14 protein-coding genes are annotated in these 16,700 nt (G+C 70.8%); 11 read left to right on the top strand and 3 right to left on the bottom strand.

Features of this window, described 5'->3' with window-relative positions:
* Positions 1–13: 13 nt before the first annotated feature.
* A complete protein-coding gene (locus IE318_RS30010) occupies positions 14–805 on the top strand; it encodes a phosphatase (RefSeq protein ID WP_189905382.1) in 792 nt (263 codons plus the stop codon).
* A 16-nt stretch (positions 806–821) separates the two neighbouring features.
* On the opposite strand, the gene IE318_RS30005 is transcribed toward IE318_RS30010, so the two are convergent.
* From IE318_RS30005 to IE318_RS29995, 3 genes are all read right to left on the bottom strand, one after another.
* Complete coding sequence (locus IE318_RS30005) at positions 822–1,703, bottom strand: acyl-CoA thioesterase (protein ID WP_189905380.1); 882 nt, start codon at positions 1,701–1,703, stop codon at positions 822–824.
* Between the two features lie 45 nt (positions 1,704–1,748).
* Entirely contained in the window at positions 1,749–2,906 is a 1,158-nt protein-coding gene (locus IE318_RS30000; RefSeq protein ID WP_030170858.1) for an acyl-CoA dehydrogenase family protein, read from the bottom strand.
* Positions 2,907–3,030: 124 nt separating this feature from the next.
* Positions 3,031–3,639, bottom strand: a complete 609-nt coding sequence (locus IE318_RS29995; protein ID WP_189905378.1) for an SACE_7040 family transcriptional regulator — start codon at positions 3,637–3,639, stop codon at positions 3,031–3,033.
* A 107-nt stretch (positions 3,640–3,746) separates the two neighbouring features.
* Between IE318_RS29995 and IE318_RS29990 the strand changes: the two genes are divergently transcribed.
* The 10 genes from IE318_RS29990 to IE318_RS29945 all read left to right on the top strand — a co-directional run bounded on the left by IE318_RS29990 (position 3,747) and on the right by IE318_RS29945 (position 16,637).
* Complete coding sequence (locus IE318_RS29990; protein WP_189905376.1) at positions 3,747–5,363, top strand: carboxyl transferase domain-containing protein; 1,617 nt, start codon at positions 3,747–3,749, stop codon at positions 5,361–5,363.
* A gap of 16 nt (positions 5,364–5,379) precedes the next feature.
* The gene (locus IE318_RS29985; protein WP_189905374.1) at positions 5,380–7,311 is read left to right on the top strand and encodes an acetyl-CoA carboxylase biotin carboxylase subunit; all 1,932 of its coding nucleotides are present in this window, start codon (positions 5,380–5,382) and stop codon (positions 7,309–7,311) included.
* Positions 7,308–8,255: a hydroxymethylglutaryl-CoA lyase gene (locus IE318_RS29980; RefSeq protein WP_189905372.1), complete on the top strand. Its 948-nt coding sequence runs from the start codon at positions 7,308–7,310 to the stop codon at positions 8,253–8,255. Before IE318_RS29985 ends, IE318_RS29980 begins: the two co-directional genes overlap by 4 nt.
* Before the next feature lie 6 nt (positions 8,256–8,261).
* Positions 8,262–9,422 carry an acyl-CoA dehydrogenase family protein gene (locus IE318_RS29975; RefSeq protein ID WP_189905370.1) on the top strand — a complete coding sequence of 387 codons (1,161 nt, stop codon included), beginning with the start codon at positions 8,262–8,264 and terminating at the stop codon, positions 9,420–9,422.
* A gap of 144 nt (positions 9,423–9,566) precedes the next feature.
* Positions 9,567–10,616 carry an ABC transporter substrate-binding protein gene (locus IE318_RS29970; protein WP_189905368.1) on the top strand — a complete coding sequence of 350 codons (1,050 nt, stop codon included), beginning with the start codon at positions 9,567–9,569 and terminating at the stop codon, positions 10,614–10,616.
* A gap of 73 nt (positions 10,617–10,689) precedes the next feature.
* Positions 10,690–11,532 (top strand): siderophore-interacting protein, encoded by an 843-nt coding sequence (locus IE318_RS29965; protein ID WP_189905366.1) that lies wholly within the window; start codon positions 10,690–10,692, stop codon positions 11,530–11,532.
* A 99-nt stretch (positions 11,533–11,631) separates the two neighbouring features.
* Positions 11,632–13,074, top strand: coding sequence for a lysine decarboxylase DesA (gene desA / locus IE318_RS29960; RefSeq protein ID WP_189905364.1), 1,443 nt, complete (start codon positions 11,632–11,634; stop codon positions 13,072–13,074).
* The gene (locus IE318_RS29955) at positions 13,058–14,344 is read left to right on the top strand and encodes a lysine N(6)-hydroxylase/L-ornithine N(5)-oxygenase family protein (protein ID WP_189905362.1); all 1,287 of its coding nucleotides are present in this window, start codon (positions 13,058–13,060) and stop codon (positions 14,342–14,344) included. The genes desA and IE318_RS29955 overlap by 17 nt, the downstream gene beginning before the upstream one ends.
* The gene (locus IE318_RS29950) at positions 14,341–14,871 is read left to right on the top strand and encodes a GNAT family N-acetyltransferase (RefSeq protein ID WP_189905360.1); all 531 of its coding nucleotides are present in this window, start codon (positions 14,341–14,343) and stop codon (positions 14,869–14,871) included. The genes IE318_RS29955 and IE318_RS29950 overlap by 4 nt, the downstream gene beginning before the upstream one ends.
* On the top strand, positions 14,868–16,637 hold the full coding sequence (locus IE318_RS29945; protein WP_189905358.1) for an IucA/IucC family protein: 1,770 nt from the start codon (positions 14,868–14,870) through the stop codon (positions 16,635–16,637). The genes IE318_RS29950 and IE318_RS29945 overlap by 4 nt, the downstream gene beginning before the upstream one ends.
* The last annotated feature ends 63 nt before the right edge of the window (positions 16,638–16,700 follow it).

Raw genomic sequence — 16,700 nt, 5'->3', positions numbered from 1 at the left:
CACAATGGGTGGCATGCCGATAACCGGGACGCCCAGCCGCGCCGAACTCCTCGACCATCTCGTGAAGACCCGCATCGCCGGGAACGTCGCCACCCCCCGCGAGAACAACCTCTCCCACTACCGCAAGCTGTCGAACGGCGACCGCAACTTCTGGCTCGGCCTGGAACTCGGCGACCGCTGGAGCGACGAGCAGGACGTCCTCGCGGTGATGGCGGAACGGGTCGGCGTCAGCGACGACCCGGAGCACCGGTACGGCCAGGACACCATCGACCCCGAGCTGACCGTGGCCGGGCTGGAGCGGATGGCCGGCAGGCTGCGCAAGGCGGCCGACGGCCGTCAGCGGGTGCTGTTCGCCACCGGCCACCCCGGCGGTCTGCTCGACGTGCACCGCGCCACCGCCGCCGCGCTGCGCGCCGCCGGGTGCGAGATCACCGTCATCCCGGACGGGCTGCAGACCGACGAGGGCTACGTCATGCAGTTCGCGGACGTGGCGGTGCTGGAGCACGGCGCGACGCTGTGGCACACCCACTCGGGCGAGCCGATGCGCGCGATCCTCACCGGCCTGGAGCGCGAGGGCCGCCCGCTGCCGGACCTGGTCGTCGCCGACCACGGCTGGGCGGGCGGTGCCGGACAGCACGGCGTGGACTCCGTCGGCTACGCCGACTCCAACGACCCGGCGCTCTTCCTCGCCGAGGCCGAGGGGACCGTCCAGGTGACGGTCCCCCTCGACGACCACGTGGTCAGCCCCCGGTACTACGACCCGATGACGGCGTATCTGCTGGACCAGGCGGGCCTGGCCGGCTGACGGCCCCGACGGGCTCTCACCGTTCCCGGGGTACGCGGACCACGCCCTCCTGGATGACCGAGATGGCCAGGCGCCCGTCCTGCGTGTAGATGCGGGCCTGGCCGAGGCCCCGTCCGCCGTGGGCGGAGGGGGACTCCTGGTCGTACAGCAGCCACTCGTCGGCCCGGAAGGGACGGTGGAACCACATGGCGTGGTCCAGCGAGGCCCCGACGACGTCGCCGACCGCCCAGCCGCCCCGGCCGTGCGCGAGCAGGACCGAGTCCAGCAGCGTCATGTCGGAGACGTACGTGGCGAGCACGACGTGCAGCAGCGGCTGGTCAATGGGGCCCTCGAGCTTGCCGTTGGTGCGGAACCACACCTGCGAGTGCGGCTCGCGCGGCTCGCCGAACCTGCCGTACGGCGGCTCGTCGACGTAGCGCAGGTCGACCGCCTCGCGGGCCTCCAGGAAGCGCTCGACGACCTCGGGGGCGAGGTGGTCGTAGCCCCGCATGCGTTCCTGCGAGGTGAGCAGGGTGGCCGGGTCCGGGGCGGGCGGCATCGGGGCCTGGTGGTCCAGGCCCTCCTCGTACGTCTGGAAGGACGCCGAGAGATGGAAGATCGGCTGCCCGTGCTGGACGGCGACCACCCGGCGGGTGGTGAAGGAGCGGCCGTCGCGGATGCGGTCGACGGTGTAGACGATGGGCGCGCCGGGGTCACCGGGGCGCAGGAAGTAGGCGTGCAGCGAGTGCGCGTGCCGGTCCTCGGGGACCGTGCGCCCGGCGGCGACCAGCGCCTGCGCCGCCACCTGCCCGCCGAAGACGCGCGGGACCACGGCGGAGCGCGACTTCCCGCGGAAGATGTCCTGCTCGATCCGCTCGAGGTCGAGCAGATCGAGCAGCGACTGAAGTGCCTGACTCATACGTCAGTTGTATCCTGCACTGATTTCGCGGATCCGTCGGGGCCCTTACAGGCCCATGTCCTTGGCGATGATCGTCTTCATGATCTCGCTGGTGCCGCCGTAGATGCGGTTGACGCGGTTGTCCGCGTACAGGCGGGCGATCGGGTACTCGTTCATGAAGCCGTAGCCGCCGTGCAGCTGGAGGCAGCGGTCGATGACGCGGTGGGCGACCTCGGTGCAGAAGAGCTTCGCGGAGGCGGCCTCGGCGGGGGTCAGCTCGCCTGCGTCCAGGGCCTCCGTCGCGCGGTCGGCGACGGCCTCGGCGGCGTCCACCTCGGCCTGGCAGGCGGCCAGCTCGAACTTGGTGTTCTGGAAGGCGGCGACGGGCTTGCCGAAGACGGTGCGCTGCTGGACGTACTCCTTGGCGAACCGGACGGCGGCCTTGGCCTGCGCATAGGCGCCGAAGGCGATGCCCCAGCGCTCGGAGGCGAGGTTGTGGCCGAGGTAGTAGAAGCCCTTGTTCTCCTCGCCGAGCAGGTCCTCGACCGGGACCTTTACGTCGACGAACGCCAGCTCGGCGGTGTCGGAGGTCCGCAGGCCGAGCTTGTCGAGCTTGCGGCCGACGGAGTAGCCCTCGGCCTTGGTGTCCACGACGAAGAGGGAGATGCCGAAGCGGCGGTCGTCCTCGCGGGGCGCGGAGGTGCGGGCGCAGACGATCATGCGGTCGGCGTGCACGCCGCCGGTGATGAAGGTCTTGGCGCCGTTGAGGACGTAGTGCGTGCCGTCCTCGGAGAGCTTGGCGGTGGTCTTCATGCCCGCGAGGTCGGAGCCGGTGCCCGGCTCCGTCATCGCGATGGCCCACATCTCCTCGCCGGTGACGAACTTCGGCAGGTAGCGCTTCTTCTGCTCGTCGGTGGCGAGCAGCTTGATGTACGGCAGGCCCAGCAGCACGTGCACACCGGAGCCGCCGAAGGAGACGCCGGCACGGGCGGTCTCCTCGTACAGGACGGCCTCGAACTTGTGCGTGTCCAGGCCGGCGCCACCGAACTCCTCCGGCACGTTGATACCGAAGACGCCCAGCTCGCCCAGCTTGTAGTAGAACTCGCGCGGGGCCTGTCCGGCGGCGAACCACTCGTCGTAGACGGGCACGACCTCGGCCTCGATGAAGGCGCGGAGGGTCTCCCGGAACGCCTCGTGATCCTCGTTGAACACCGTACGGCGCACGCCGCCACCTCCACGTACATCGCCACTGTCTAAGCGCTTGCTCACACAAACGTACCGGCGAGTACGGCCAGGCGTAAAGAAGGAGGACTGGTAACGCTCGTCACGTGAAGCAGCCCGCCCCCGCTCAGCCCGCCACAGGCGAACTCGCCGAGGCGAACGCCCCCCGGGCCATCCGGTGCAGCAGCTCCGCCGTCGCCCCCCGCCCCGGCAGGAACCCCCGGCGCCCCAGGTGAGGCGTGGAGTTCAGCAGGCCGAAGACGGAGTGGACGGCCGACCGCGCGGCCGGCTCGGCGAGGTCGGGGTGGACCTGGCGGACCACCTCCACCCACAGTTCGACGTACTGCCGCTGGAGCTGGCGCACGAGCTTGCGGTCGCTGTCCCGGAGGCGGTCCAGCTCGCGGTCGTGCAAGGTGATGAGGGGACGGTCGTCGAGCGCGAAGTCGATGTGCCCCTCGATGAGCGAGTCGAGGACCGCCTCCGGACCCGCCACCCCGCCGGCCTCCGCCAGGCGCCGCTTCGCACCCGTCAGCAGCCGGCCGCTGATGCCGACCAGCAGCTCCGCGAGCATCGCGTCCTTGCCCGCGAAGTGCCGGTACAGGCCCGGCCCGCTGATGCCGACCGCGGCGCCTATCTCGTCGACCCCGACGCCGTGGAAGCCGCGTTCGGCGAAGAGCCGCGCGGCTTCCTTGAGGATCTGCTCGCGGCGGGTGGGGGCGTCGGTTCGCGTGGTCATGAAAACAATTCTAGACAGGATGGTTAGCGCTCGTTAACCTGGAGGAAATGGGTTAACGCTCATTAACAGTGGACCACGTCGAACCACAGGGTGAGGGGACCACAGGGATGCACGAGGCACCGGAGCTGACGAGCGCGGCCGATCCCGCGTCGGAGGCCTGGCGGGCCAACGATCAGGCACATCGCGCGCTCGTCGAGGAGCTGCGCGGCAAGCTCGCCGCCGCGCGGCTCGGCGGCGGCGAGAGGGCGCGGACCCGCCACACCGCGCGCGGGAAGCTGCTGCCGCGCGACCGCGTGGACACCCTGCTCGATCCGGGCTCGCCCTTCCTGGAGCTGGCCCCGCTGGCCGCCGACGGGATGTACGACGGACAGGCCCCGGCGGCCGGGGTGATCGCCGGGATCGGCCGGGTCAGCGGGCGCGAGTGCGTGATCGTCGCCAACGACGCCACCGTCAAGGGCGGCACGTACTACCCGATGACGGTGAAGAAGCACCTGCGCGCCCAGGAGGTGGCCCTGGAGAACCGCCTGCCGTGCCTGTACCTCGTCGACTCCGGCGGCGCCTTCCTGCCGATGCAGGACGAGGTCTTCCCCGACCGTGAGCACTTCGGGCGGATCTTCTACAACCAGGCGCGGATGTCCGGCGCCGGGATCCCGCAGATCGCCGCCGTCCTCGGGTCGTGCACCGCCGGTGGCGCCTACGTCCCGGCGATGAGCGACGAGGCCGTGATCGTCCGCAACCAGGGCACGATCTTCCTGGGCGGGCCGCCGCTGGTGAAGGCCGCCACCGGTGAGGTGGTGACCGCCGAGGAGCTGGGCGGCGGCGAGGTGCACTCCCGCGTCTCCGGCGTCACCGACCACCTCGCCGAGGACGACGCCCACGCCCTGCGGATCGTGCGGAACATCGTCGCCACCCTCCCCGCGCGCGGGTCGCTGCCCTGGGAGGTCACCGAGCCGGTGGAGCCCAAGGTCGACCCCTACGGGCTCTACGGCGCCGTGCCGGTCGACTCCCGCACCCCCTACGACGTGCGCGAGATCATCGCACGTCTGGTCGACGGCTCGCGGTTCGCCGAGTTCAAGTCCGATTTCGGCCAGACCCTGGTCACCGGGTTCGCCCGGATCCACGGCCACCCGGTGGGGATCATCGGCAACAACGGCATCCTGTTCTCCGAGTCCGCCCAGAAGGGCGCCCACTTCATCGAGCTGTGCGACCAGCGCGGCATCCCGCTGCTGTTCCTCCAGAACATCTCCGGCTTCATGGTGGGCCGCGACTACGAGGCCGGCGGCATCGCCAAGCACGGCGCCAAGATGGTCACGGCCGTGGCCTGCACGCGCGTGCCCAAGCTGACCGTCGTCGTCGGCGGGTCCTACGGCGCGGGCAACTACTCCATGTGCGGCCGGGCCTACTCCCCCCGCTTCCTGTGGATGTGGCCCAACGCCAAGATCTCGGTGATGGGCGGCGAGCAGGCCGCCTCCGTGCTCGCCACCGTCAAGCGGGACCAGTTCGAAGCACGTGGCGAGGAGTGGCCCGTGGAGGACGAGGAGTCCTTCAAGGCACCTGTCCGCGCCCAGTACGAGCGCCAGGGCAACGCCTACTACGCCACCGCCCGGCTCTGGGACGACGGCGTGATCGACCCGCTGGACACCCGCCAGGTTCTGGGCCTCGCCCTGACCGCGTGCGCCAACGCCCCGCTGGGCGACCCCCAGTTCGGCGTCTTCCGGATGTGAGGGGGACCTCGTAGACATGTTCGAAACAGTTCTGGTGGCCAACCGCGGCGAGATCGCCGTCCGCGTCATCCGCACCCTGCGCGCGCTCGGGGTGCGCTCGGTGGCGGTCTTCTCCGACGCGGACGCGGACGCCCGGCACGTCCGGGAGGCCGACACGGCCGTACGGATCGGCCCGGCGCCCGCGGCCGAGAGCTACCTGTCCGCCGAACGGCTGCTTCAGGCCGCCGCCCGCACCGGCGCCCAGGCCGTCCACCCCGGGTACGGCTTCCTCGCGGAGAACGCCGGCTTCGCGCGCGCCTGCGAGGAGGCGGGACTGGTCTTCATCGGCCCCCCGGCGGACGCGATCTCCCTCATGGGCGACAAGATCCGCGCCAAGGAGACGGTCGAGGCGGCCGGGGTGCCGGTCGTGCCCGGCTCCAGCGGTTCCGGACTCACCGACGCGCAACTGGCCGAGGCCGCCCGCGGGATCGGCATGCCGGTGCTGCTGAAGCCGTCCGCCGGAGGCGGCGGCAAGGGCATGCGCCTGGTGCGGGACGCCGATCGGCTCACCGAGGAGATCGCCGCCGCCCGCCGTGAGGCCCGTGCCTCCTTCGGCGACGACACCCTGCTCGTGGAGCGCTGGATCGACCGGCCCCGGCACATCGAGATCCAGGTCCTCGCCGACGGCCACGGCAACGTGATCCACCTCGGCGAGCGCGAGTGCTCCCTCCAGCGCCGCCACCAGAAGATCATCGAGGAGGCGCCCAGCGTGCTCCTCGACGAGGAGACCCGCGCGGCGATGGGCGAGGCGGCGGTCCAGGCGGCCCGCTCCTGCGGCTACCGGGGCGCGGGCACGGTGGAGTTCATCGTCCCCGGCGGCGACCCGTCCTCGTACTACTTCATGGAGATGAACACCCGTCTCCAGGTGGAGCACCCGGTCACCGAGCTCGTCACCGGCCTGGACCTGGTGGAGTGGCAGCTGCGGGTGGCGGCCGGCGAGCGCCTGCCGTACGCGCAGGAGGACATCACCCTCACCGGTCACGCGATCGAGGCCCGGCTGTGCGCGGAGGACCCCTCGCGCGGCTTCCTGCCCTCCGGCGGCACGGTGCTGCGGCTGCGCGAGCCGCAGGGCGACGGGGTGCGCACCGACTCCGGGCTCAGCGAGGGCACCGAGGTCGGCAGCCTGTACGACCCGATGCTGTCCAAGGTGATCGCCCACGGCCCGGACCGCGCGACCGCGCTGAGGAAGCTCCGCGCGGCGCTCGCGGAGACGGTCACGCTGGGCGTGCAGACCAACGCCGGGTTCCTGCGCCGGCTGCTGGCCCACCCCGCGGTCGCGGCGGGCGAGCTGGACACGGGGCTGGTCGAGCGGGTGGTCGACGAACTGGTCCCCACGGACGTGCCGGAGGAGGTCTTCGAGGCCGCCGCGGCCGTACGGCTGGACGCGCTGCGGCCGAAGGGCGCGGGCTGGACGGACCCGTTCTCCGTGCCGTCCGGCTGGCGGCTGGGCGGCGAGCCCAAGCCGGTGGCCTTCCACCTGCGGGTCACCGACCCGGTGGCGTACGCCCCGCGCGGCACCCACACGGTCGCCGAGGACACGGTCGCCGTGACGCTCGACGGGGTCCGCCACACCTTCCACCGCGCCGCGGACTGGCTCGGCCGCGACGGCGACGCCTGGCACGTGCGCGACCACGACCCGGTGGCCGCCTCCCTCATCCGCGCGGCCCACTCCGGCGCCGACTCGCTGACCGCACCCATGCCGGGCACGGTCACGGTGGTGAAGGTCGCCGTCGGCGACGAGGTGGCCGCGGGCCAGAGCCTGCTGGTGGTCGAGGCGATGAAGATGGAGCACGTCATCTCCGCCCCGCACGCCGGCACGGTCACCGAACTGGACGTCACACCGGGCACCACGGTCGCCATGGACCAGGTGCTGGCGGTCATCGCGCCGGCGGAGGAGGAAACGGTATGAGCACCCCGGAACTCGGTCTCCCCATGGCCGTCCCGGCCCCCGGCCTCCCCGCCCGGGTCAGGATCCACGAGGTCGGCCCGCGCGACGGCCTGCAGAACGAGAAGGCGACCGTGCCGACGGAGGTCAAGGCGGAGTTCATCCGCCGCCTCGCCGACGCGGGCCTGACCACGATCGAGGCCACCAGCTTCGTCCACCCCAAGTGGGTGCCCCAACTGGCCGATGCGGAAGAGCTGTTCCCGATGGTGAGCGGCCTGCCGGTGGACCTGCCCGTCCTCGTACCGAACGAGCGCGGCCTGGAGCGGGCCCTGTCGCTGAGCGCGACCCGGGTCGCCGTCTTCGCCAGCGCCACCGAGTCCTTCGCCAAGGCCAACCTCAACCGGACGGTGGACGAGGCGCTGGCCATGTTCGAGCCGGTGGTGCGGCGGGCGAAGGACGGGGGCGCGCATGTGCGCGGCTATCTGTCGATGTGCTTCGGCGACCCGTGGGAGGGTCCGGTGCCCGTCGACCAGGTGGTCCGGGTCTGCCGGGCGCTGCGGGACATGGGCTGCGACGAGCTGAGCCTCGGCGACACCATCGGCGTCGCCACGCCCGGCCATGTGCTCCGGCTGCTGGCCGCGCTGAACGAGGGCGGTGTGCCCACCGGCGTCATCGGCGTCCACTTCCACGACACCTACGGCCAGGCCCTCGCCAACACCCTGGCCGCACTCCAGCACGGCGTCACCACCGTGGACGCCTCCGCGGGCGGCCTCGGCGGCTGCCCGTACGCCAAGTCCGCCACCGGCAACCTCGCCACCGAAGACCTCGTGTGGATGCTGCGGGGCCTCGGCATCGACACCGGAGTCGACCTCGGCCGTCTCGTCGCCACGAGCGAGTGGATGGCCGGTCGGCTGGGCCGGCCCAGTCCCTCCCGCACCCTGCGTGCCCTCTCCCACAAGGAGCAGTGACCGACGATGAACCACCGCCTGACCCCCGAGCTGGAGGAACTCCGCCGTACGGTGGAGGAGTTCGCGCACGACGTGGTGGCGCCGAAGATCGGCGACTTCTACGAGCGGCACGAGTTCCCGTACGAGATCGTCCGCGAGATGGGCCGCATGGGTCTGTTCGGCCTGCCGTTCCCGGAGGAGTACGGCGGCATGGGCGGCGACTACCTCGCCCTGGGCATCGCCCTGGAGGAACTGGCCCGGGTGGACTCGTCCGTGGCCATCACCCTCGAGGCGGGTGTCTCCCTGGGCGCCATGCCGATCCATCTGTTCGGCACCGAGGAGCAGAAGCGCACCTGGCTGCCCAAGCTGTGCACGGGCGAGATCCTGGGCGCCTTCGGCCTCACCGAGCCCGACGGCGGCTCGGACGCGGGCGCCACCCGGACCACGGCCCGGCTGGACCCGGACACCGACGAGTGGGTGATCAACGGCACCAAGTGCTTCATCACCAACTCGGGCACCGACATCACCGGTCTGGTCACGGTGACGGCGGTGACGGGCCGCAAGCCCGACGGGAAGCCGCTCATCTCCTCGATCATCGTCCCCTCCGGGACGCCCGGCTTCACGGTCGCGCCCGCCTACTCGAAGGTCGGCTGGAACGCCTCGGACACCCGTGAGCTGTCCTTCCAGGACGTCCGGGTGCCGGCCGCCAACCTGCTGGGCGAACAGGGCCGCGGCTACGCGCAGTTCCTGCGCATCCTCGACGAGGGCCGGATCGCGATCGCGGCGCTGGCGACGGGCCTGGCCCAGGGCTGTGTGGACGAGTCGGTGAAGTACGCCAAGGAGCGCCAGGCCTTCGGCAGGCCGATCGGCGCCAACCAGGCGATCCAGTTCAAGATCGCCGACATGGAGATGAAGGCCCACACCTCCCGGCTGGCCTGGCGGGACGCGGCCTACCGTCTGGTGGCCGGCGAGCCGTTCAAGAAGGAGGCGGCCCTGGCGAAGCTGTACTCGTCGACGATCGCGGTCGACAACGCCCGTGACGCCACCCAGATCCACGGCGGCTACGGCTTCATGAACGAGTACCCGGTCGCCCGCATGTGGCGCGACTCCAAGATCCTGGAGATCGGCGAGGGCACGAGCGAGGTGCAGCGGATGCTGATCGCCCGGGAGCTGGGGCTCACCGGCTGACACTCCGGCAGCAGGCCCCGGCCGGCGAACCGCCGGGGCGGACGGGCGCGGCGCCCCACTCCCTGGACAGGAACTGAGGTTAGGCTAACCTACCTTCGAACCTGTCCGGCGGGCGCTCCGCCCCGTTCGAAAGCAGTCACACCCATGCCCATTGCCCGTGCCACCCACCTCTCCCGCCGCGGCGTCCTCGCCGCGGGCGGCGCCCTCGGCCTCGGGGCCGCGCTCGCGGCCTGCGGAACCGACGACGGGAAAAGCGGCGGCTCGGACAGCGGGACGGCGGCCGCCAAGTCCGGCCCGTGGACCTTCAAGGACGACCGCGGGCAGACCGCGAAGGCCGACAGGGTTCCGTCGAACATCGTGGCGTTCGTCGGGGTCGCCGCCGCCCTGTACGACTACGGCGTCCAGGCCAAGGGCGTCTTCGGCCCCACGACGACCAAGGACGGCAAGGCCGATGTGCAGGCCGGCGACATGGACGTCAGCAAGGTGACGGTCCTCGGCAACGAGTGGGGCCAGTTCAACATCGAGAAGTACGCGGCTCTCGCGCCCGACGTCCTCATCTCCACGATGTTCGACAACGCCGGCACCCTCTGGTACGTCCCGGAGGAGTCCAAGAAGAAGATCCTGGCCGTCGGGGCCCCGACTGTCGGCATCTCCGTCTACGACCGCCAGATGACCGAGCCGCTGGAGCGCATGCTGGCGCTCGCCAAGTCGCTCGGCGGGGACGTCACCGGCGACAAGGTCCAGCAGGCCAAGAAGCGCTTCGAGGAGGCGGCCGCCCGGCTGCGCGCCGCCGCCAAGGCCAAGCCGGACATCAAGGTGATGGCCGGCTCGGCCAGCCAGGACCTGTTCTACGTCTCGGGCACCAACCTCTCCATCGACCTGGAGTACTTCAAGGCCCTCGGCGTGAACTTCGTCGAGCCGCCCGAGCAGGCCAAGGCCAAGGGCGGCGGCTGGTACGAGTCGCTGAGCTGGGAGAACGTCGACAAGTACCCTGCCGACATCATCATGATGGACAACCGCACCTCGGCCATCCAGCCCGCCGGCATCACCCAGGGCACCTGGAAGAAGCTCGCCGCCGTCAAGGCCGGCCAGGTCATCGCCCGCAACCCCGAGCCGATCCTGTCCTACGACAAGTGCGCCCCGCTCCTCGAGGACCTCGCGAAGGCCATCGAGAACGCGAAGAAGGTCTCCTGACCCCCGCGCGACCGGCGCCGCCTTTCCGCAGGACGCCCCGACAACGCACCCTGACGACGACTCAGGAGCACATATGACCACGGCCGTGGCCGCCCCGTTCCGTTTCTTCTCCCTGCAGGTCGTAAGGGCGAGGCGGCTCGGTCCGTCTCTGCTCCGGGTCACCTTCGCCGGACCCGACCTCAGGGCCTTCCACTCCCACGGCAGGGACCAGTCCCTGTCGCTGTTCCTGCCCCACCCGGGCCGGCCCGAGCCCGTCGTACCGGTCGAACTCGGCGAAGGCTGGTGGCAGGCCTGGCGCGAACTGCCGGACGACGTGCGGGCGGTCATGCGGTCCTACACGCTGCGCGCGCTGCGCCGCGACCCCGACGAGATCGACATCGACTTCGCCCTGCACGGCGTCGAGCCCGGGGCCGGCTCCCCCGCCGGACCCGCCTCCCGATGGGCGGCGCACGCCGTGCCCGGCGACCGGGTGCTGCTGCTCGGCCCGGCCGTCGCCGACAACCGCGCCATCCGCTTCCGCCCGCCCGAGGACACCGACCTGGTGCTCCTGTGGGGCGACGAGACCGCCGTACCGGCCGCCACCGCGATCCTCGAATCCCTCCCGGCCGGCACCCGGGTGCGCGCCTGGCTGGAGGTGCCGCACGCCGGTGACATCCAGGACGTGTCGACGCCCGCGGACGCGGACATCACCTGGCTCGTACGGCACGACGGGTCCCCCATGACCGTCGACGCCCTGCGGGCCGCTCGACTGCCCGCCGCCGAGCGGCCGTACGTGTGGCTCGCGGGTGAGTCCGGGCGGGTGAAGGCGGCGCGCCGGCACTTCGTCGGTGAGCGGGGGATCGACCGGCGGCGTATCGCCTTCGTCGGGTACTGGCGGCAGGGAATGACGGAGGAACAGTTGCGGGCCGCCGAGTAACTGCCCCTGGAGTGGCTCCGGTCACGGAAGAGGCATGTCTCGATTCCGAAAAGTTAGGTTAGGCTAACCTAAGATGCATCCACTGCGGAGGACCTCCACATGCGCTCACACCTGCTCAATGACCTCACCGCGGAGCACTATCGCCGCTCCGTGACCGAAGGAGTCGAGCGGGTGGCCGCCAAACTCGCCGCCACCGAACGTCCGTTCACCGGCGTCACCGTCGACGCCCTCGCTCCCCGCATCGAGCAGATCGACCTGGACCGGCCGCTGCACGACACCACGGCGGTCCTCGACGAACTGGAGGAGGTCTATCTGCGCGACGCGGTCTACTTCCACCACCCCCGCTACGTCGCCCACCTCAACTGCCCGGTGGTGATCCCGGCGGTTCTGGGCGAGGCCATCCTGTCCGCCGTCAACTCCTCCCTGGACACCTGGGACCAGTCGGCCGGCGGCACCCTGATCGAGCGCAAGCTCATCGACTGGACGGCCGCCCGCATCGGGCTCGGGCCCGCCGCCGACGGCGTCTTCACCTCCGGCGGCACCCAGTCCAACCTCCAGGCACTGCTGCTGGCCCGCGAGGAGACCAAGACCCACGACCTGGCCGAACTGCGGATCTTCGCCTCCGAGGTCAGCCACTTCAGCGTCAGGAAGTCCGCGAAACTCCTCGGCCTGAGCCAGGAAGCCGTGGTCGCGATCCCCGTCGACCACGACAAGCGCATGCGGACCGTCGCCCTCGCCCACGAGCTGGAGCGCTGCCGCCAGGACGGCCTGGTCCCGATGGCCGTCGTCGCCACCGCAGGCACCACCGACTTCGGCTCCATCGACCCGCTGCCCGAGATCGCCGAGCTGTGCGCGCAGTACGCCACCTGGCTGCACGTCGACGCCGCCTACGGCTGCGGGCTGCTCGCCTCGCGGCAGCACCGGGGCCGCCTCGACGGCATCGAGCGCGCCGACTCGGTCACCGTCGACTACCACAAGTCCTTCTTCCAGCCCGTCAGTTCCTCCGCCGTGCTGGTCCGGGACGCGGCCACCCTGCGGCACGCCACCTACCACGCCGAGTACCTCAACCCCCGCCGCATGGTGCAGGAACGCATCCCCAACCAGGTCGACAAGTCCCTCCAGACGACCCGCCGCTTCGACGCCCTGAAACTGTGGATGACGCTGCGGGTGATGGGCGCCGACGGCATCGGCGAACTCTTCGACCAGGTCTGCGACCTTGCGCGGGAGGGCTGGCGGCTGCTGGCCGCCGACCCCCGCTTCGACGTCGTCGTGGAGCCCGCCCTGTCCACCCTCGTCTTCCGCTACATCCCGGCGGCCGTCACCGACCCGGCCGAGATCGACCGCGCCAACCTCTACGCCCGCAAGGCCCTGTTCGCCTCCGGCGACGCCGTGGTGGCGGGCACCAAGGTCGGCGGCCGCCACTACCTGAAGTTCACCCTGCTCAACCCCGAGACCCGGCCGGCCGATCTCGCCGCCGTGCTCGACCTGATCGCCGGCCACGCCGAGCAGTACCTGGGAGAGTCCCTTGACCGCGCGTCCTGAAGCCCCGAACGGCACCTACGACCTCGTGGGGATCGGACTCGGCCCCTTCAACCTGGGCCTCGCCTGCCTCACCGAGCCGATCGCCGACCTCAGCGGGGTCTTCCTGGAGTCCAAGCCCGACTTCGAGTGGCACGCGGGAATGTTCCTCGACGGCGCCCACCTCCAGACCCCGTTCATGTCGGACCTGGTCACCCTGGCCGACCCGACCTCGCCGTACTCCTTCCTCAACTACCTCAAGGAGAAGGGCCGGCTGTACTCGTTCTACATCCGCGAGAACTTCTACCCGCTGCGGATCGAGTACGACGACTACTGCCGCTGGGCGGCGGGCAAGCTGAGCAGCGTCCGCTTCGGCACCACGGTCACCGAGGTGACGTACGAGGACGAGCTGTACGTGGTGCGCACCCGGCGCGGCGAGACGTACCGCGCCCGGCACCTGGTCCTCGGCACCGGCACCGTCCCCTTCGTCCCGCCCGCCTGCCGGGACCTGGGCGGCGACCTCCTGCACACCTCCCAGTACATGCACCGCAGGGCGGAGCTGAAGCGGAAGAAGTCCATCACGATCGTCGGCAGCGGACAGAGCGCCGCGGAGATCTACCACGAACTGCTCTCCGAGATCGACGTGCACGGCTACCGGCTGGACTGGGTCACCCGCTCCCCGCGGTTCTTCCCGCTGGAGTACACCAAGCTGACCCTGGAGATGACCTCCCCGGACTACATCGACTACTTCCACGCGCTGCCCGAGGAGACCCGCCACCGGCTGGAGAAGCAGCAGAAGGGCCTGTTCAAGGGCATCAACTCGGATCTGATCGACTCCATCTTCGATCTGCTCTACCAGAAGAACGTCGAGAGCGGCGACCGCCCGGTCCCCACCCGATTGCTCACCAACTCCTCCCTGACGACGGCCGCGTACGCGGACGGTGTGTACACCCTCGGCTTCCACCAGGACGAGCAGCACAAGGACTTCGAGATCCGCACCGAGGGCCTGGTGCTGGCCACCGGCTACCACTACGAGCCCCCGGCGTTCCTCGCCCCGGTCCTGGACCGCCTCCGCTTCGACGGCCACGGCCGCTTCGACATCGCCCGCAACTACTCCATCGACGTGACGGGCCGGGGCGTCTTCCTCCAGAACGCCGGCGTCCACGCCCACAGCATCACCAGCCCCGACCTGGGCATGGGCGCCTACCGCAACTCGTACATCATCCGTGAGCTGCTCGGCACCGAGTACTACCCGGTCGAGAAGACCATCGCCTTCCAGGAGTTCGCCGCATGACCTTCACGATCCGCCCGCTGGACCCCCTGACGGACGCCCGGCTGCTGCACGGCTGGGTCACGCACCCCAAGGCGACGTTCTGGATGATGCAGGACGCCGGGCCGGCGGACGTCGAGCGCGCGTACCTGGACATCGCGGCGGACGAGCACCACCACGCCTTCCTCGGCCTGCACGAGGGCGAGCCCGCCTTCCTGATGGAGCGCTACGACCCGGCCCACCGGGAACTGGTCGGCCTGTACGAGCCGGAGCCGGGCGACGTCGGCATGCACTTCCTGGTCGCGCCCACCGACACGCCCGTGCACGGATTCACGCGAGCAGTGATCACCGCGGTGATGCGGCACCTGTTCGAGGACCCGGCGGTGCGCAGGGTCGTGGTCGAGCCGGACGTACGCAACACGGCCGTGCACGCCCTGAACGAGGCCGTCGGATTCGTACCCGAGCGGGAGATACAGAAGCCGGAGAAGAAGGCGCTGCTGAGCTTCTGCACGCGCGAGCGGTTCACCGCGGCGACGGGGGTGGCCGTATGAGCCTCGCCGACGCCGTCGCCCACCTCTCGCCCGAGCGCTGGGCGGCCGCCGAACGCCTGCTTATACGCAAGGCGCTCGCCGAGTTCGCGCACGAGCGGCTGATCACGCCCGAGCAGGAGGGTGAGCGGTACGTCGTCCGCGGCGACGACGGACTCACCGCCTACCGGTTCTCCGCCGTCCGGCGCGCCCTGGACCACTGGCAGGTCGACGCCGACTCCATCACCCGGCATTGCGAGGGCGTCGAACTCCCCCTTTCGACGCTGGACTTCCTCGTCGAATTCAAGGAGTCCCTGGGCCTGAGCGACGAGATCCTGCCGGTCTATCTGGAGGAGATCTCCTCCACCCTCGCCGGCACCTGCTACAAGCTCGCCAAGCCGCGGATCTCCTCGGCCGAGCTGGCGCGGGGCTCCTTCCAGGACATCGAGACCGGCATGACCGAGGGCCACCCGTGCTTCGTGGCCAACAACGGCCGGCTGGGCTTCGGGGTCCACGAGTACCTGTCGTACGCCCCCGAGACCGCGAGTCCCGTCCGGCTGGTGTGGCTGGCCGCGCACCGCTCTCGGGCGGCGTTCACGTCGGGTGCCGGAATCGAGTACGAGTCCTTCCTGCGGGCGGAGCTGGGCGAGGAGACCATCCGCCGGTTCCACGGCGTGCTCACCGGTCAGGGCCTGGACCCCGCCGACTATCTGCTCATCCCCGTCCACCCCTGGCAGTGGTGGAACAAGCTCTCCGTCACCTTCGCCGCCGAGGTGGCCCGCCGCCGTCTGGTCTGCCTGGGCGAGGGCGACGACGAGTACCTGGCCCAGCAGTCCGTGCGGACGTTCTTCAACGCCTCCCGCCCGGAGAAGCACTACGTGAAGACGGCCCTGTCCGTGCTCAACATGGGTTTCATGCGTGGGCTGTCGGCCGCCTACATGGAGGCCACCCCGGCGATCAACGACTGGCTGGCCGGGCTGATCGAGAACGACCCGGTGCTGAAGGCGACCGGTCTGTCGGTCATCCGTGAGCGGGCGGCCGTCGGCTACCGGCACCGGGAGTACGAGCAGGCCACCGACCGCTCCTCGCCGTACCGCAAGATGCTGGCCGCCCTGTGGCGGGAGAGCCCCGTGCCCACCCTCCATGACGGCGAGACCCTGGCGACCATGGCCTCGCTCCTCCACGTGGACCACGAGGGCGCCTCCTTCGCCGGCGCGCTGATCGAACGCTCCGCCCTGCCGCCCACGCAGTGGCTGCGCCACTACCTGCGCGCCTACCTCACCCCCATCCTGCACAGCTTCTACGCCCACGACCTGGTCTTCATGCCGCACGGCGAGAACGTCGTCCTGGTCCTGCGGGACGGGGTGGTGCGGCGGGCGGTCTTCAAGGACATCGCCGAGGAGATCGCGGTGATGGACCCGGACGCGGTGCTGCCGCCGGAGGTGAGCCGGATCCGGGTGCGGGTCCCGGAGGACCACAAGCTCCTGTCCGTCTTCACGGACGTCTTCGACTGCTTCTTCCGCTTCCTCGCCGCGCACCTCGCCGCCGAAGGGATCCTGGAGGAGGACGCCTTCTGGCGGACGGTCGCCGAGGTCGTGCGCGAGTACCAGGAGTCGGTGCCCGAACTCGCCGGCAGATTCCGCCGGTACGACCTGTTCGCCCCCGAGTTCGCGCTGTCCTGCCTCAACCGGCTCCAGCTGCGCGACAACCGGCAGATGGTGGACCTGGCCGATCCATCGGGCGCGCTCCAGCTGGTGGGCACCCTGCGCAACCCGCTGGCAGGCCGGTAGGGGGTGTCTCGTCGATCAGGCCGGATCAGGGAGCGGTGGCTGGTGGTGGGGGCACCTCCCACG

The sequence above is a fragment of the Streptomyces spiralis genome, assembly GCF_014654675.1.
In the GTDB taxonomy this organism is placed as follows: Bacteria; Actinomycetota; Actinomycetes; order Streptomycetales; family Streptomycetaceae; genus Streptomyces; species Streptomyces spiralis.
Note: the sequence above shows the minus strand (reverse complement) of the source record. Positions and strands in the feature narration are given on the sequence as shown.

Coding starts and splice junctions, on each gene's coding strand:
- IE318_RS30010 (WP_189905382.1), top strand. CDS start 14: ATGCCGATAACCGGGACGCCCAGCCGCGCCGAACTCCTCGACCATCTC.
- IE318_RS30005 (WP_189905380.1), bottom strand. CDS start 1,703: ATGAGTCAGGCACTTCAGTCGCTGCTCGATCTGCTCGACCTCGAGCGG.
- IE318_RS29995 (WP_189905378.1), bottom strand. CDS start 3,639: ATGACCACGCGAACCGACGCCCCCACCCGCCGCGAGCAGATCCTCAAG.
- IE318_RS29990 (WP_189905376.1), top strand. CDS start 3,747: ATGCACGAGGCACCGGAGCTGACGAGCGCGGCCGATCCCGCGTCGGAG.
- IE318_RS29985 (WP_189905374.1), top strand. CDS start 5,380: ATGTTCGAAACAGTTCTGGTGGCCAACCGCGGCGAGATCGCCGTCCGC.
- IE318_RS29980 (WP_189905372.1), top strand. CDS start 7,308: ATGAGCACCCCGGAACTCGGTCTCCCCATGGCCGTCCCGGCCCCCGGC.
- IE318_RS29975 (WP_189905370.1), top strand. CDS start 8,262: ATGAACCACCGCCTGACCCCCGAGCTGGAGGAACTCCGCCGTACGGTG.
- IE318_RS29970 (WP_189905368.1), top strand. CDS start 9,567: ATGCCCATTGCCCGTGCCACCCACCTCTCCCGCCGCGGCGTCCTCGCC.
- IE318_RS29965 (WP_189905366.1), top strand. CDS start 10,690: ATGACCACGGCCGTGGCCGCCCCGTTCCGTTTCTTCTCCCTGCAGGTC.
- desA (WP_189905364.1), top strand. CDS start 11,632: ATGCGCTCACACCTGCTCAATGACCTCACCGCGGAGCACTATCGCCGC.
- IE318_RS29950 (WP_189905360.1), top strand. CDS start 14,341: ATGACCTTCACGATCCGCCCGCTGGACCCCCTGACGGACGCCCGGCTG.
- IE318_RS29945 (WP_189905358.1), top strand. CDS start 14,868: ATGAGCCTCGCCGACGCCGTCGCCCACCTCTCGCCCGAGCGCTGGGCG.